Origin of the sequence: Methylobacillus gramineus, assembly GCF_020532675.1 — a bacterium.
In the GTDB taxonomy this organism is placed as follows: domain Bacteria; phylum Pseudomonadota; class Gammaproteobacteria; order Burkholderiales; family Methylophilaceae; genus Methylobacillus; species Methylobacillus gramineus.
The window spans coordinates 62,399-77,920 of record NZ_JAJAVE010000001.1; the positions used below are offsets into that span (position 1 = coordinate 62,399).

Here is a 15,522-nt window from a genome sequence, read left to right on the forward strand (position 1 = left end):
CAGAGATGTATTGGGCGATAAGTAGATCATTAAATCAGCTCTGGCGTCAGCATGGCGCGCAATACGGTTTGTTCTTCTTCGCCGCGACGACGGTTTGAAATCCACCAGATGGCGCCTTTTTTGACGCTCCAGTATTGCAGCCTGCGCGTCATAGCATAAGCTGCCGCCATGCCTAGCGTGGGCTGGTGGCCGATGATCAATACACTATCCTTACCCAAAGGCCAGCCAGCCGCATCCAGTAATATCTGCGGAGATGCACCGGGAGCGAGTTCATCCAAAGTGGTAAACTCCAGCCCTAGGGCCTGGGCGGTTTGCTGGGTGCGTTGCGCAGGGCTGACCAGGATGCGCGTGTTTTCAGGCATATGCTGTTTAAGCCAAGCGGCCATTCTGGCTGCTTGCTGCTCGCCTTTGGCTGTCAGCTTTCTCGCGAGGTCAGGAAAACCTTCCTCGGCTTCGGCGTGGCGCCATAAAATAATATCCATCATATTGCAGCTTTAAGGAGAGAATGCTTTCTATCTTAGCGCTCAACCTGCATCATGACAAAGTGACATCTGTGTGAAACTGCAACTTTATCTGACCGATTTTGCCGAAAATCTCCATCAATTGGGAGAAGATGCCGCACTGGCACGACTGCTTGCAGCGGGCCATAGGCAATGGCTAGACAATGCCATGGATGCTGAGTTATGCCGCTTATTCAGTGTGGCTCAGCAGGCCGATTGGCCGTTGGCACCTCTGACTCGATTGGGGCAAGACTTGCCCCCTGAAGAGGGTTATTGGTTACTGGCTACCCCTGTCAATTTTTTGCTACAACGTGATCATTTCCTGCTTAATCTACCTGCTCCCTTGCTCTTATCTGAAGGAGAGGCTCAGGCCTTGCTGGATTCACTCAATCAGCATTTTGCGCCACAACAGTTGCAGTTTTCATTGGCTGCAGATGGGCATTGGTATTTAAGGCTGCCAGCGTCTCCCGGTATTCATACACACTTGCTGGCTGAGGTGGTCGGGCGTGATGTCAGGGCATTCTTGCCACAAGGCCAATCTGCGTGGCAATGGCGAACCTTGCTCAATGAAGTACAAATGCTGCTGTTCGAGCATGAAGTCAATCAGGCGCGTGAGTCACGCGGTGAGTTGCCCGTGAATAGCCTGTGGCTGTCTGGTGGAGGTAGCTTTCCTTTAACGGCACAGCCAGTCAGGCCTTTGCTGACAGATAGTGTGCTAGTGCGTGGCATGGCAGTGGCTGCCCGCATGCCTGTTGCAGCGATGCTTGCGCTAGCTATGCTTCCAATGCACACAATGGCCGATAGCATCGCCGTCTGCAGAACCAGCAGCCTGGGTGGGCAGTGGAGCAAGGTCTTGCTGGATAGCCTTAAAGGTAGAAAGCTTAGCCAGCTGGATCTGTTTTTCTCAACTCATGAGCGGGTGCTGCACTTGCAGCTGCAGCCGCTTGATCTTTGGAAGTTCTGGCGCAAGCCGCAGACAATAGAAGCATATTTTAATGGTACAGATCATACACAGGCATTTTGATACGACAACGGCTGAGCGGTTGAGTCAGGCAGGCATTAATCCGGCGCTGGCACGATTGCTGGCAGGGCGCGGCATTACCCAGCCCGCGCAAATGGAGGCCACGCTGGCACGCCTGTTGCCGCCAGAGTTGCTGACCAACAACACTGATATGGCAAGGTGGCTGGCCGATGCCATCCTCGCAGGCAAGAGTATTCTGGTGATAGGCGATTATGATGCCGATGGGGCCACGGCGACGGCGGTTGCCGTCAAGGGCTTGCGTAGTATGGGAGCGCAAGTGGATTTCTTGGTGCCAAACCGCTTTGAATACGGGTATGGGCTCACGCCGGAGATTGTCATGCTGGCCGCCCAGAGTAAGCCTGACATCATCTTGACGGTCGATAATGGGATTGCCAGCATCGATGGCGTGGAGACCGCAAATCAACTGGGAATGACAGTGCTTGTCACGGACCACCATTTGCCGGCCGAAGAGACACCTGCGGCCGCCTGTATCGTCAACCCCAATCAGCGCGGCTGTGAGTTTCCCAGTAAACACCTGGCAGGCGTGGGCGTGATTTTTTATGTGTTACTGGCGCTACGTGCCGAGCTGCGTTTGCGTGGCAGATTTGAAGCGCAGCCTGAACCTAACCTGACAGAGTTGCTGGACTTGGTGGCGCTGGGGACGGTAGCCGACCTGGTCAAGCTGGATGACAACAACCGCATTTTGGTGGAGCAGGGCTTGCGGCGTATTCGTGCCGGGAAATGTAGTCCCGGCATTCTGGCCTTATTCCAGGTAGCGGCACGAGATTATCTCAAGGCTGGTGCCCAGGACATGGGGTTTAGTATAGGGCCGCGCCTGAACGCGGCAGGGCGCCTGGATGATATGTCTCTGGGCATTGCCTGTTTACTCGAAGAGAATCCCGCAGCTGCATTAGGCATGGCGCAGCAATTGCATGATCTCAATCAGGAGCGGCGCAATATTGAATCCGGCATGCAGGACACGGCGATGCTGGTATTGGATGATATTGATACTGAGGGGCGTTTCAGCCTGAGTATGTTTGATCCCGACTGGCACCAGGGCGTCATCGGTATTCTTGCATCCAGGATCAAGGAGAAATATCACAGGCCGGTGATAGCCTTTGCGCGTGCCAATGATGGTCAGATCAAGGGCTCTGGACGTTCTATCCCTGGCTTACATTTGCGTGATGCACTGGATTTACTCACCAAGCGTCATCCTGGATTGTTGTTGAAATTTGGTGGACATGCCATGGCCGCTGGTCTTAGCCTGATGGAAGCTGATTTTGAGCGATTCAACCTGGCATTTGAAGCCGTGGTATCCAGTTTGCTCACGCCCGCAGATCTGGAGGCAGTGATTGAGGTGGATGGTGGGCTTAACGTCAATGAGCTGGCGCTGGATATGGCGCACACCATAGAGCGCCAGGTCTGGGGTCAGGGCTTCCCTGCTCCTTTGTTTTTTGATGAATTCAGTGTGGTGAGCCAGCGTATTGTGGGTGAGCGTCACTTGAAACTCAGTCTGGAAAAGTCAGGCAGCCAGTTTGATGCGATTTTCTTTAGGCAGGAAGAGTTTCTGCCTGACACCGTACAGCTTGTGTATCAATTGCAGATCAATGAATACCGCGGGGTAAAGTCGGTACAATTGTGTTTGCAGCACTGGCAGGCAGTCGATTGATGCCTTCCATGCTGAAAGCCTTGCCACTGCTAGTGTTCAGCGCCATTGCGTTGACCATGGTGGCAGCCACACGGTAATATCGGGAAAATTTTCGGGTCTTTTATGCGTCGCAAGCTGGTTGTCGGTAACTGGAAAATGAATGGCAACCTTGCTCAGAACAAGACGTTGCTGGACACGCTTGTGCGCGACCTGCGTGGCATAGATCATGCTGATTTCGCGGTGTGTGTCCCTTATCCTTACCTATTCCAGGCGCAAGCCATATTGAGTGGCACTAACATTGCATGGGGTGCGCAAAACATTGCCAAGCATGGTGCCGGCGCTTACACCGGTGAAGTGAGTGCTGCCATGCTCAAGGAGTTCGATTCCAGCTATGTGATCATTGGGCATTCGGAGCGCAGCAATGCCTATTGTGAAAGTGATGCCAATATTGCCAGCAAGTTTGCCGTGGCCAAGGGTTTTGGCATTACCCCCATCTTTTGTGTTGGCGAAACCTTGCAGGAGCGTGAGTCTGGCGTGATGGAATATGCGATAGCCAATCAGCTCGATTTTGTCCTGTCCGTTTCCGGAGGTGCCTTGCTTGATAATGCGGTGGTGGCTTATGAGCCAGTCTGGGCAATTGGCACCAATAAAACGGCGACGCCAGAACAGGCGCAAGCGGCGCATTCATTCATTCGGGAACGGATTTCGGCTTTGCATCCTGGGGCTGCAGAAAGCGTAAGAATCATTTATGGGGGTAGCGTAAATCCGATAAATGCGGCACAATTGCTGTCTATGCCGGATATAGACGGTGGTCTGATTGGCAGGTGTTCATTGGATGCCGCTGATTTTGAAAGAATTTGTCGCGCTGCTTGTCAATTTTAAAGCAAGCAGGGGGATGTGAGGGAAATGGAAACTTTAGTTACAGTAATACACGTCATTGCTGCACTCGGTGTGGTGGGGCTAGTCCTTTTGCAACATGGCAAGGGTGCAGATATGGGCGCTGCTTTCGGTAGCGGTGCATCAGGTAGCTTGTTCGGTGTGAGCGGATCTTCAAATTTTATGAGTCGCGCAACGTCTATTTTTGTTGCCATCTTTTTTGTCACGAGTCTGAGTCTGGCCTATTTGACTAGTCATCGCGTGCAGGGAGATAGTGTGGTGCAGAAAATCACCACAACTTCTCCGGTAGTGGATGCTCCCAAGCCAGCTGAGCCTTCTTCAGCCAAGGATGTTCCTCAGTAAGATTTCTCGGGGTAAGCCCCATGCCGTCGTGGTGGAATTGGTAGACACGCTATCTTGAGGGGGTAGTGGCGAAAGCTGTGTGAGTTCGAGTCTCACCGTCGGCACCAAAGAATAATATCAAGCATTATCTAAACCCGCATTAGACCTAGCGTCTGGCGGGTTTTTTCTTTTTATTCCACCTTATTTTTCGTTGTCGGGCTAGTCTGCTAGCGCCGAAAATATCTTAAGTACAGCACTTCCATTCTCTTGGCTCATTCAAGCTAATCCTTAATGTCGCCATCAATGGATGGTACTGGAGTATGTCTGCCTCGGTCTTCTTCCATTTGGTCGTGCTCATGCTTTTTACTTAAAATCTGCCTCACATCGTCAATTTAAACAGGGCAAGGCATAATATTAAGAATCATAAATTGTGAATTTAACTAGGCCATGATGGAGCAGTCATCGAATACGTTAATTAGACTCAATAAGTCTGACGCTGAGCCTATTCACCTTCAGATATACACAAGGTTTAAAGAGGCCATCGAAGGTGGCTTGCTGAACAATGGTGACAGGGTGCCCTCTACACGCGTACTGGCAAGTGAGCTGGATGTGGCAAGAGGTACAGTTGAGAGTGCGTATTCAATGCTCTTGGGGGAGGGTATCTTGATCTCTAGAGGGCAGGCTGGTTCATATATCAACGCGCCGTTCAAGCTGGTCGGCAATCCAATCCCCGCCGCTAGTAAAATCCCTATTAAATCGCCTATTGCTGGGCAGAATTCAGCCAGTCCTTCCTATGTATTTTTGCCGGGCAGTCCGGCTTATGATGCATTTCCGAGAAAAATATGGTCCAGGCTTGCCTCGCGAAGAATGCGCAGCCTTTCTGCCAGTGATTTTTCCTATCGCGATCCACTGGGATACTTGCCACTGCGGCAATCCATTGCAGGCTATTTACGCTTATCCCGAGGGGTGGTTTGCGAACCAGGGCAAATCTTTATCACGATGGGATATCAAGGGGCGCTGGATTTTTTGGTGAGGTGTCTGTCCCTTGGGGGCAGGGATGTCTGGATGGAGGATCCAGGGTATATTCTGGCAAAAAAATTGTTGGATGAGCTAGGGATCAATCTTGTCCGGGTGCCTGTTGATCATGAAGGGTTGATAGTATCAGAGGGAATTAGATTGTCTCCTGAAGCCAAGCTGGCGATAGTGACGCCATCCCATCACAGCCCCCTAGGCATGGCCTTGTCCTGGTCGCGGCGTATGCAGCTGCTTGATTGGACGGGAAAGGCTGGTGCCTGGGTCATAGAGGATGATTATGATGGCGAGTTTCGTTACTCCGGCTACCCACTGCCTTCTTTAAAGAGTCTTGATCAATATGATCGCGTTATTTATGCAGGCACTTTCAGCAAAACCCTCTTTCCTGCACTGAGGTTGGGATATGTTGTATTGCCGCAGAGTCTTGTAGATGTGTGTGCAGAGAAGGCTCATCTTTTTCAATCTGGTATGCCGATTACCTCTCAGCTCATAGTGAATGATTTCATTGCCGAAGGTCATTTTTCAAGGCATCTGAAAAAAATGCGTGCGCTCTATGCGGAACGCCGGGAAATTACCCGTAAGGGATTGACCAATATCTTTGAGGATAAGATCGAAATCAATACACACAAAAACGGCATGCATGTGTTGGCAAAGCTGATGGGCCACGACTCAGATAAGGCGATAGTGACTGGATTCAACAAACTCGGGTATGGCATACATGCCTTATCCAATTGGACAGCAGACTCCAGTCACAATGGGCTCATCCTCGGTTTTACCAATATCTCCAATGAAAAGACCGCTGAGCATGCGGCCCGACAACTGCGAGAATGCTTTGCGTAGGGCATTTTGGCATGCTTGGTAGATATTAATCCATTTGAGTGTGGCAATGACAATCTACTCACACCTCTTTTTTATTTATTAATAGGCCATAGTGATTCATGGCCTACTCATTTATCAATTTTTTGGCTCTGTAATGACGGGTCGGCAAATTCTAAGATGCCAACACGTTTAACCATGATCAAAAGAGATGACCAAGATGAGACTAATGCATGTAGATGCTAGCCCTAAAAGCAACCTGTCAAATTCAAAGATGCTTTCTGCCTATTTTGTAGCTTCGCTGAAAAAGCAGATACCTGAGCTTGTGGTGGACTACCTTGATTTGTCGGTGGATACGCCGCCCCATGTCACAGGTGAGTTTGCCAAAGCTACCTATACCCCTGCGGAGGAAAGGACGGAAGTCATGAAGCAGACCCTGGAGTATTCCGATCACCTGTGTGCCAGAGTCTTGATGTCAGATATTCTCGTATTTGCCATGCCTATGTACAACTTTTCCATGCCATCGAGTTTCAAGGCGTTTATTGATAATTTGGTGCGCACCAACCTTACCTATAATTTCAATGCGGATGGCACTACCTCCGGCAACCTCACGCGCCAGAAAGTGCTGTTCATTACCACCAGGGGAGCGGATCTGCGGCCTGGGCTTAGTCCGTGGTCACATATGGATGCGCTGACACCGGCACTCACATCACCATTTGCCTTTTTAGGTGTGGAATCTCCATGGTTTGTGGATGCACAGCCGCTTCAATTCTCTGACCAGGTCGCCCGTGAAGAGGCTCTTAAGCGTGCTTATGATGATCTCGGTGCTGTTGCAAGCGAGTGGGGCCGTAATATCAATTAGCTATCCATAATCTTTAAACGATGGTCAGCGCGGGTAGGCTGGCCATTTTTTTGTGATACAAAACCTGTAACTGATAAGGTTATTTTTGTAACAAAAAGTTAATTGATTTTCATTTAATCTGAAATTTTGTAAGGGTATTAATTAATTACTCCAATAAAAACAGTGAATAATCTCAATGCCCCGCCATTGGCTGTGTCTGGCGATGTTTAATTGTAATTTGTGTGTTACAATTCATTAACAAATGCAGGGTATATTGCTGAGTGAATCTATCATTTTGAGTGATTGCGGTGATGGGTTGCCCCTTGCGAGATTAAAGGCCATACTCTTTTTAAGTGTATTCCTTTGGTGGGAATCATTGGCTGAAGTATGGATGGGAAATTGAGTGTCGGTGAACTCAGGTCTTGGTTCACTGCCGTACCTTAATGTTCCAGCTTGTAGAAGCTGAGTTGAATAGGATTTGAACGTGCTGGAGAATTACTTTCCGATTTTGCTGTTCATCATGGTCGGCCTTGCTGTCGGTGTTGCTCCTATTGTGCTTGGTAAGCTGGTGTCACCCAATCGCCCTGATAGCGAAAAAAATTCCCCGTACGAATGTGGTTTTGAAGCCTTTGAGGATGCTCGCATGAAGTTTGATGTGCGCTATTACCTTGTCGCTATCCTCTTTATTCTTTTTGATCTTGAAATTGCCTTCCTGTTTCCCTGGGCGGTTGTGCTGCAGGAAATAGGCCTGTTTGGTTTTCTCGCCATGTTGGTTTTCCTTGGCATTCTGGTCGTAGGGTTTATCTACGAATGGATGAAGGGAGCATTGGAGTGGGAGTGATCGTGAGATTGTTGTTTGCTGTGATGGGTGGTTTGGTATGAGCATTGAGGGCGTACTTGAAAAAGGATTTGTCACCACAACGCTGGACACGGTGATCAATTACACCCGCACTGGCTCTTTGTGGCCGATGACATTTGGTCTGGCGTGTTGTGCGGTTGAGATGATGCATGCGGGCGCTGCCCGTTATGATCTGGATAGATTTGGTATCGTGTTTCGTCCCAGCCCCAGGCAGTCTGATGTGATGATCGTGGCAGGGACGCTGGTGAATAAAATGGCACCGGCCTTGCGCAAGGTATATGACCAGATGGCCGAGCCTCGCTGGGTGATTTCCATGGGGTCTTGCGCAAATGGTGGTGGTTATTATCACTACTCTTACGCCGTGGTGCGTGGTTGTGACCGGATTGTCCCGGTTGATGTCTACGTCCCAGGCTGCCCGCCAACAGCTGAGGCTTTGCTCTACGGGATTATCCAGCTGCAAAGCAAAATTCGGCGTACCAATACGATTGCACGGTAAGCGACACATATGACACGTTTGTCACAGTTAAAAGAGAATTTGCAGCAAGTGTTGGGAGACAAGCTTTCAACACTGGTCGAACATGTTGATGAGCTCACTATAGAGTGCAAACCCGGCAACCTGCTGGAAGTCTGTAGCGTGCTGCGTGACCATTCGCAGTTAAAGTTTGAACAATTAATCGATCTTTGTGGGGTTGATTATGCGGATTATGGCGAAGGCACATGGTCCGGCTTGCGCTTCGCCACCGTCTATCATTTTCTCTCCATCAGCCTGAATCACCGTGTGCGATTGAGAGTGTTTGCTTCAGAAGATGATTTTCCTGTATTGCCAACGCTGGTTGATCTCTGGTCAGTCGCCAACTGGTTTGAGCGCGAATCGTTTGATCTCTACGGCATCATGTATGAAGGGCATCCTGATCTGCGTCGTCTCCTGACTGACTATGGTTTTATCGGTCATCCCTTCCGCAAGGACTTCCCGATGATAGGCAATGTGGAAATGCGCTACGACCCCGAGCAGCAGCGTGTCATCTACCAGCCGGTGACGATAGATCCGCGTAACAATGTGCCGCGCGTGATACGTCAAGAGGGATTCCATCATGGCTGAAATCAGAAATTACACCATGAACTTCGGCCCGCAGCACCCGGCAGCCCATGGGGTATTACGCCTGGTGCTGGAGTTGGACGGGGAAGTGATTCAACGCGCTGACCCGCATATCGGCCTGCTGCACCGTGGCACTGAAAAGCTGGCGGAAAACCGCACATACCTGCAATCCGTTCCCTATATGGATAGACTGGACTATGTGTCCATGATGGCCAACGAGCATGCCTATGTGATGGCGATTGAAAAGATGCTTGGTCTGGAAGTGCCATTACGGGCGCAATATATCCGTGTGATGTTTGACGAGATTACCCGCATTCTCAATCACCTGTTGTGGCTGGGTGCGCATGCGCTGGATGTGGGTGCCATGACCGTTTTCCTTTACGCCTTCCGTGAGCGTGAAGATTTGTTTGATTGCTATGAGGCCGTATCAGGTGCTCGTATGCACGCTGCCTATTATCGCCCCGGTGGTGTTTACCGCGATTTGCCTGACCGTATGCCTCAATATGAGGAATCCACTGTACGCAGTAAGGAGGACGTCAAGCGCCTCAATGAAAATCGTCAGGGTTCAGTGCTGGATTTTATTGAAGATTTTGCCAATCGTTTCCCTGTATATGTCGATGAATATGAAACCCTGCTGACTGATAACCGGATATGGAAACAGCGTACCGTCGGTATTGGGGTGGTGTCGCCAGAGCGAGCACTCTCGCTCGGAATGACCGGGCCTATGCTGCGTGGTTCCGGTTTTGCCTGGGATTTGCGCAAGAAGCAACCTTACGAGGTATACGACAAGCTGGATTTCGATATCCCGGTTGGCGTGAATGGCGATTGCTATGACCGCTATCTGGTACGTATAGAGGAGTTCAGGCAATCCAACCGCATCATCAAGCAATGTATAGACTGGTTGCGTAAAAATCCTGGTCCGGTAATCACAGACAACACCAAGGTAGCTCCTCCCCAGCGTGAGGGCATGAAGCACGACATGGAAGCGCTGATTCACCATTTCAAGCTGTTTACCGAAGGCTTCCATATTCCTGCCGGCGAAGCTTATGCCGCGGTAGAGCATCCCAAGGGTGAGTTTGGCATTTACCTGATATCGGATGGCGCCAATAAGCCTTACCGGCTCAAGATACGGGCTCCAGGATTTCCCCATCTCGCAGCCCTTGATGAAATGACACGTGGTCATATGATTGCCGATCTGGTGGCGATCATAGGCACACAGGATATTGTATTCGGAGAGATTGATAGATGAGCTTGTCTGCTGAGTCTCTGGCAAAAATTGATCGTGAATTGACCAAATACCCCCCTGAACATCGTCAGGCTGCGGTGATGTCTGCCTTGCGCATTGTGCAGGCAGAGCAAGGCTGGTTGTCCAAGGACAGCATCACTGAAGTGGCGGATTATCTGAGGATCCCGGCAATCGCCGCATTGGAAGTGGCGACTTTCTACAATATGTACGAGCTGGAGCCAGTAGGTAAATACAAGATCACGGTGTGTACCAATATTTCCTGCATGCTGAGAGATTCGGAAGAGATTGTTAATCACCTGGAAAAGAAACTGGGCATCGGGTTCAACGAAACTACTGCAGATGGACGTTTTACCCTGAAAGAAGGGGAATGCATGGGTTGTTGCGGAGGTGCGCCCCTGTTTCACATCAACAATACGGATATGCATGAGTATCTGACACCGGACAAAGTGGACAAGATTCTGGAAGGGTTGGACAAATGACGGGCACACAAACCTTGGTTTGCTTGCGTACGGTTGGTCAGGAAGATCCCGCTTCATTGGCTACCTATGTCAAGCTGGGCGGTTATGCTCAGCTCAGGCGGCTGGTGACCGAGCAGGTCAAGGCCACGGAGATTATCAGCCAGGTCAAGCTGTCAGGTTTGCGCGGCCGTGGCGGTGCCGGATTCCCCACCGGGCTTAAGTGGAGTTTCATGCCACGCTACTTTGATGGTACCAAGTACTTGGTATGCAATACCGATGAAGGTGAGCCTGGGACTTTCAAGGACAGGGATATCATTCGCTACAACCCGCACCAGTTGATAGAGGGGATGGCGATAGCTGCCTACACCCTGGGTGCGCGCGTGGGTTACAACTATATACATGGTGAAATCTGGCAGGATTACGAGATTTTCGAGGCGGCGCTGGATGAAGCGCGGCAGGCGGGATATCTCGGTGAAAACCTGTTTGGCACCAGTTTCAATTTCGATCTTTATGCTGTGCATGGTTACGGCGCCTATATTTGTGGCGAAGAAACAGCATTGATCGAGTCGATAGAGGGCAAGAAAGGGCAGCCGCGGTTCAAGCCACCTTTTCCTGCCAGCTACGGCGTGTTTGGCAAGCCGACTAACGTTAATAATACGGAGTCTTACACGTCGATTCCATGGATCATGGAGCACGGAGGCCAGGCATTTCAGGAGCTTGGCGTAGCCAATTCAGGGGGAACCAAGATTTTCTCGATCTCAGGGCACGTAGAAAAACCCGGGAATTATGAGGTGAATATGGGGATCTCATTTGTAGAATTGCTTACGCTGGCTGGAGGTGTATGGAAGGGGCGCCAGTTGAAAGCCGTCATCCCCGGAGGGCCGTCAACTGCCGTTTTACCAGCTTCAGCCATTATTGGGGCGACCATGGATTATGATGGTCTTTCCAAAGCGGGTTCAAGCCTGGGCGCCGGCTCCATGATCGTGATGGATGAAACTACTTGTATGGTCAAGACGCTCAAGCGCCTGTCCTACTTTTTCTTTGAGGAATCTTGCGGTCAATGTACACCATGCCGTGAGGGTACGGGCTGGATTTACCGCGTGATCAAGCGCATTGTCGATGGCCAGGGCAAGCTGGAAGATCTGGACTTGTTGACCGATGTCAGCAGCAATATCTCCGGCCGTACCATCTGCGCGTTGGGAGATGCCGCAGCCACTCCCGTGTTGAGTTTCATCAAGCAGTTCCGTCCAGAGTTCGAGTATTACATTCAACACGGCAGAAGCATGGTAGAGGATGGCGTGGTCGTGCAAGAGGTAGCGTATGCTTAATGTCGAGATAGATGGCAAAGTGGTCGAGGTAGAGCACGGCTCTACCATTATTGATGCTGCTGACCAACTGGGAATTGCCATTCCGCGTTTTTGCTATCACAAGAAATTATCTGTGGCCGCCAACTGCCGCATGTGTTTGGTGCAGGTAGAAAAATTCAATAAACCCTTGCCCGCCTGCGCTACGCCGGTGGCCGATGGCATGAAGATATTCACGCGTTCCAAGGCTGCTGTTGAAGCACAGCAAAGCGTGATGGAGTTCCTCCTGATCAACCACCCACTGGATTGCCCCATTTGCGACCAGGGTGGCGAGTGTGACCTGCAGGATATCGCCATGGCTTATGGCGCTCCAGCCTCGCGCTATACCGAGGAAAAGCGCGTTGTCCTGAACAAGAATATAGGCCCGCTGGTGTCCACGGATATGACACGCTGCATCCAATGCACACGCTGTGTACGCTTCCTCAAGGAAGTGGGCGGCATGATGGAGCTGGGCCTGATCAACCGTGGCGAGCATGCCGAGATTACGGCTTATGTAGACAAAAGTGTGGATTCCGAGCTATCCGGTAATATTATCGATTTATGTCCGGTAGGTGCGCTCACCAGTAAGCCGTTCCGCTACACCGCACGCAGCTGGGAGCTGGTGCGCAGGCCGTCGATCGCTCCGCATGACGGTTTGGGCTCGCAAATCGAAGTCCATATCAAGGATGGCAAGGTTTTACGCGTATTGCCGCGTGAGAAGGAAACCATCAATGAGTGCTGGCTTTCTGACCGTGATCGATTCTCATACGAAGGCTTGAACAGCCCAGACCGCCTCAAGGTCCCCATGATCAAGCATCATGGCGAGTGGCACGAGACTGATTGGAAAACTGCGCTGGAGTTTGCTGCTGGCCATCTCAAGGAAATAGTAAGCACGCATGGCAGCGATGAGCTGGGTGTACTGGTTTCACCTAACAGCACCATGGAAGAAGCACATTTGGCCACCAAGCTGGCGCATGAACTGGGTTCGGACAACGTTGACTATCGTTTGCGTCATACGGATTTTCGCCATGACGGCAAGCGGCTGGGTGTGATCTGGATGGGATGCAACATTCCTGATGTGCAGGAAATGGACCGTATCCTGGTGATAGGCAGTAATCTGCGCAATGAACATCCGCTGCTGGCACAGCGCATACGTCGTGCGGTTGCCAATGGTGCGGAGTTGTCCGTGGTGAATCCGCTGGATGATGATCCGCTCATCCCAATTAAGCACAAGGCCATCTGCTCACCCAATGATATGGTGAACGTGCTGTCGCAAATCCTCAAGGCAGTTTCTGGGATGGAGCGACTTTCCCTTTGCCTGCCCAAGTCATTGAGTGATCTGCTCGAAGGTGTCCGCGTGTGGGATAACAGCCAGGCCATTGCCTTAAGCCTGACGGGTCATGGGGAAACCATGGATTTGATCAGCCCTCGTTCCGCCGTGTTTCTTGGCAACATTTCCCAGCATCATCCACGCTATACCGAGATATTCAGCCTGGCTGAAGCGATTTCCTCACTCTGCGGCGCTACTTTTGGTGTGCTCAGTGCTGGCGCCAATAGCGTGGGCGCCAATCTTGTCGGTGCCATGCCCAAGGCGGGTGGGCTGAATGCCAGGACCATGCTGGAGTCGCCCAGGAAAGCCTATGTGCTGGTGAATGTAGAGCCTGAGCTGGATTGTCATAACGCTGCACTGGCGAAAGCGGCGATCAAACAGGCTGAATGCGTGGTTGCCCTCACTGCCTATAAGTCAGAAGCACTGGAAGACGCCACAGTATTACTTCCCATTACGCCGTTCACCGAGACTTCCGGTACCTTCATGAGTATGGAGGGTAGGGTGCAGAGTTTTACCGCTGTGACCAAGCCACTGGGGGAGGCGCGCCCAGGTTGGAAAGTGCTGCGTGTGCTCGGTAATGTTGCAGGTCTGCATGGTTTTGAGTTTGATAGCAGCGAGGAAGTAAAGAACGAGATATTTGGTGGAGAGAAACCCTCTACCGTAGTCTGGCGTACGCTCAACAATAATCTGCGCGAGCTGATAGACGTAGAAATCAAGGTCAAGCTGGATAGCGATCTGCAACGTGTGGGCGAGATCCCTCAATTCCAGTCTGATGCGATAGTACGGCGTTCTCCACCCCTGCAAAAAACCAGGCAAGTGATCAAGGCGGTATTGGCAGGATTGCATCCTGAACAACTGGCCAAGCTGGGAATTAATGAAGGTGAAAAAATCCTGGTCAAACAGGGTGAGGGCACTGCGATACTTGAAGCCAGGGCCGATAGCCGTGTGCCGCATGGTTGTGTGCGGATTCCAGGGGCGACTGCGGCGACAGCCAGCCTGGGTGATCTACTGGGTGAGATTTATATAGAGCGTATTCCTGTGGCTGCACCTCAAGAAGGGGTGAGCGCATGATGGATGCAGTGCAAAACCTGCTGGGGCCATTGTGGCCCGTGGTCTGGACCATGATCAAGATCGTGGCCATCGTGGTGCCCTTGATGGGGGCGGTGGCTTACCTGACACTGGCAGAACGTAAAGTCATTGGTTTCATGCAGGTTCGTCTTGGCCCCAATCGCGTTGGCTATGGCGGCTTGTTGCAGCCGGTGGCAGATGGCCTCAAGTTATTGATGAAAGAAATCATCATCCCTACTGCTGCCAACCGTACCTTGTTCCTGCTGGGACCGGTGCTGGCGATTGCACCTGCATTTGCCGCGTGGGCAGTGGTGCCATTTGATATGACGCTGGTGCTGGCAGATATTGATGCGGGTTTGCTCTATATCCTCGCCATGACCTCAGTCGCGGTATACGGCGTCATCATCGCTGGTTGGGCCTCCAACTCCAAGTATGCGTTTCTTGGGGCGCTACGTTCAGCAGCACAGATTGTGTCATACGAGATTGCCATGGGTTTTGCCCTGGTGGGAGTCTTGATGTCCGCCAACAGTCTCAATCTTGGCAAGATCGTACTCGCCCAGTCTGGAGGCTTCTGGCAATGGTACTGGTTGCCCTTGTTTCCCTTGTTTATTGTCTATTTCATCAGTGCCGTGGCCGAAACCAATCGAGCGCCGTTTGACGTGGCAGAAGGCGAGTCTGAGATCGTTGCCGGTTTTCACGTGGAATACTCGGGCATGGCCTTCGCCGTGTTCTTCCTGGCCGAATACGCCAATATGATCCTGGTGGCGATGCTGGCAGCGTTGATGTTCCTTGGGGGATGGCTGTCTCCTGTGCCTTTCCTGCCTGACAGCATATTGTGGCTGCTGTTCAAGGTGGCCGCCTTGTTGTTTTTCTTCCTCTGGTTCCGTGCGACTTTCCCACGCTATCGCTATGACCAGATCATGCGTCTGGGCTGGAAAGTCTTTATCCCTGTGACGCTGGTGTGGATTCTGTTTGTCGGCGGCATGATGCAGACACGCTGGGCTTATTTGTTTCATTAAAGGATATGCAGGACATCACACGGAATC

At 51.3% G+C, this 15,522-nt stretch carries 15 protein-coding genes and 1 tRNA gene; 15 read left to right on the plus strand and 1 reads right to left on the minus strand.

What is annotated here, in order from left to right; genetic code table 11:
- Nucleotides 1–29: 29 nt before the first annotated feature.
- Complete coding sequence (gene sixA / locus LG201_RS00270) at nt 30–482, minus strand: phosphohistidine phosphatase SixA (RefSeq protein WP_226771890.1); 453 nt, start codon at nt 480–482, stop codon at nt 30–32.
- A 73-nt stretch (nt 483–555) separates the two neighbouring features.
- Between sixA and LG201_RS00275 the strand changes: the two genes are divergently transcribed.
- The 15 genes from LG201_RS00275 to nuoH all read left to right on the plus strand — a co-directional run bounded on the left by LG201_RS00275 (nt 556) and on the right by nuoH (nt 15,495).
- On the plus strand, nt 556–1,524 hold the full coding sequence (locus LG201_RS00275) for a hypothetical protein (protein ID WP_226770191.1): 969 nt from the start codon (nt 556–558) through the stop codon (nt 1,522–1,524).
- Nucleotides 1,496–3,190 carry a single-stranded-DNA-specific exonuclease RecJ gene (gene recJ / locus LG201_RS00280; RefSeq protein ID WP_226770192.1) on the plus strand — a complete coding sequence of 565 codons (1,695 nt, stop codon included), beginning with the start codon at nt 1,496–1,498 and terminating at the stop codon, nt 3,188–3,190. The genes LG201_RS00275 and recJ overlap by 29 nt, the downstream gene beginning before the upstream one ends.
- A gap of 102 nt (nt 3,191–3,292) precedes the next feature.
- Entirely contained in the window at nt 3,293–4,051 is a 759-nt protein-coding gene (tpiA, locus tag LG201_RS00285) for a triose-phosphate isomerase (RefSeq protein WP_226770193.1), read from the plus strand.
- A gap of 24 nt (nt 4,052–4,075) precedes the next feature.
- Nucleotides 4,076–4,408 (plus strand): preprotein translocase subunit SecG, encoded by a 333-nt coding sequence (gene secG, locus LG201_RS00290; RefSeq protein WP_226770194.1) that lies wholly within the window; start codon nt 4,076–4,078, stop codon nt 4,406–4,408.
- 22 nt (nt 4,409–4,430) lie between these two features.
- Nucleotides 4,431–4,515: transfer RNA gene (locus LG201_RS00295), tRNA-Leu, on the plus strand.
- A gap of 424 nt (nt 4,516–4,939) precedes the next feature.
- The gene (gene pdxR / locus LG201_RS00300; RefSeq protein ID WP_404809703.1) at nt 4,940–6,259 is read left to right on the plus strand and encodes a MocR-like pyridoxine biosynthesis transcription factor PdxR; all 1,320 of its coding nucleotides are present in this window, start codon (nt 4,940–4,942) and stop codon (nt 6,257–6,259) included.
- A 196-nt stretch (nt 6,260–6,455) separates the two neighbouring features.
- Nucleotides 6,456–7,097, plus strand: a complete 642-nt coding sequence (locus LG201_RS00305; RefSeq protein WP_226770195.1) for an FMN-dependent NADH-azoreductase — start codon at nt 6,456–6,458, stop codon at nt 7,095–7,097.
- Nucleotides 7,098–7,560: 463 nt separating this feature from the next.
- A complete protein-coding gene (locus LG201_RS00310) occupies nt 7,561–7,917 on the plus strand; it encodes an NADH-quinone oxidoreductase subunit A (protein WP_226770196.1) in 357 nt (118 codons plus the stop codon).
- A gap of 37 nt (nt 7,918–7,954) precedes the next feature.
- Nucleotides 7,955–8,431, plus strand: a complete 477-nt coding sequence (locus tag LG201_RS00315; RefSeq protein ID WP_226770197.1) for a NuoB/complex I 20 kDa subunit family protein — start codon at nt 7,955–7,957, stop codon at nt 8,429–8,431.
- A gap of 9 nt (nt 8,432–8,440) precedes the next feature.
- Nucleotides 8,441–9,034: an NADH-quinone oxidoreductase subunit C gene (locus LG201_RS00320; protein ID WP_226770198.1), complete on the plus strand. Its 594-nt coding sequence runs from the start codon at nt 8,441–8,443 to the stop codon at nt 9,032–9,034.
- Complete coding sequence (locus LG201_RS00325; protein WP_226770199.1) at nt 9,027–10,280, plus strand: NADH-quinone oxidoreductase subunit D; 1,254 nt, start codon at nt 9,027–9,029, stop codon at nt 10,278–10,280. The genes LG201_RS00320 and LG201_RS00325 overlap by 8 nt, the downstream gene beginning before the upstream one ends.
- Nucleotides 10,277–10,756: an NADH-quinone oxidoreductase subunit NuoE gene (gene nuoE, locus LG201_RS00330; protein ID WP_226770200.1), complete on the plus strand. Its 480-nt coding sequence runs from the start codon at nt 10,277–10,279 to the stop codon at nt 10,754–10,756. Before LG201_RS00325 ends, nuoE begins: the two co-directional genes overlap by 4 nt.
- Entirely contained in the window at nt 10,753–12,063 is a 1,311-nt protein-coding gene (nuoF, locus tag LG201_RS00335; protein WP_226770201.1) for an NADH-quinone oxidoreductase subunit NuoF, read from the plus strand. Before nuoE ends, nuoF begins: the two co-directional genes overlap by 4 nt.
- A complete protein-coding gene (gene nuoG, locus LG201_RS00340; protein WP_226770202.1) occupies nt 12,056–14,479 on the plus strand; it encodes an NADH-quinone oxidoreductase subunit NuoG in 2,424 nt (807 codons plus the stop codon). Before nuoF ends, nuoG begins: the two co-directional genes overlap by 8 nt.
- Nucleotides 14,476–15,495 carry an NADH-quinone oxidoreductase subunit NuoH gene (gene nuoH / locus LG201_RS00345; RefSeq protein WP_226770203.1) on the plus strand — a complete coding sequence of 340 codons (1,020 nt, stop codon included), beginning with the start codon at nt 14,476–14,478 and terminating at the stop codon, nt 15,493–15,495. Before nuoG ends, nuoH begins: the two co-directional genes overlap by 4 nt.
- Nucleotides 15,496–15,522 lie beyond the last annotated feature (27 nt).

Bases quoted from the DNA above. Each gene is read 5' to 3' on its own strand.
- sixA (WP_226771890.1), bottom strand. From the start codon at position 482: ATGGATATTATTTTATGGCGCCACGCCGAAGCCGAGGAAGGTTTTCCT.
- recJ (WP_226770192.1), top strand. From the start codon at position 1,496: ATGGTACAGATCATACACAGGCATTTTGATACGACAACGGCTGAGCGG.
- tpiA (WP_226770193.1), top strand. From the start codon at position 3,293: ATGCGTCGCAAGCTGGTTGTCGGTAACTGGAAAATGAATGGCAACCTT.
- secG (WP_226770194.1), top strand. From the start codon at position 4,076: ATGGAAACTTTAGTTACAGTAATACACGTCATTGCTGCACTCGGTGTG.
- LG201_RS00305 (WP_226770195.1), top strand. From the start codon at position 6,456: ATGAGACTAATGCATGTAGATGCTAGCCCTAAAAGCAACCTGTCAAAT.
- LG201_RS00315 (WP_226770197.1), top strand. From the start codon at position 7,955: ATGAGCATTGAGGGCGTACTTGAAAAAGGATTTGTCACCACAACGCTG.
- LG201_RS00320 (WP_226770198.1), top strand. From the start codon at position 8,441: ATGACACGTTTGTCACAGTTAAAAGAGAATTTGCAGCAAGTGTTGGGA.
- LG201_RS00325 (WP_226770199.1), top strand. From the start codon at position 9,027: ATGGCTGAAATCAGAAATTACACCATGAACTTCGGCCCGCAGCACCCG.
- nuoE (WP_226770200.1), top strand. From the start codon at position 10,277: ATGAGCTTGTCTGCTGAGTCTCTGGCAAAAATTGATCGTGAATTGACC.
- nuoF (WP_226770201.1), top strand. From the start codon at position 10,753: ATGACGGGCACACAAACCTTGGTTTGCTTGCGTACGGTTGGTCAGGAA.
- nuoG (WP_226770202.1), top strand. From the start codon at position 12,056: ATGCTTAATGTCGAGATAGATGGCAAAGTGGTCGAGGTAGAGCACGGC.
- nuoH (WP_226770203.1), top strand. From the start codon at position 14,476: ATGATGGATGCAGTGCAAAACCTGCTGGGGCCATTGTGGCCCGTGGTC.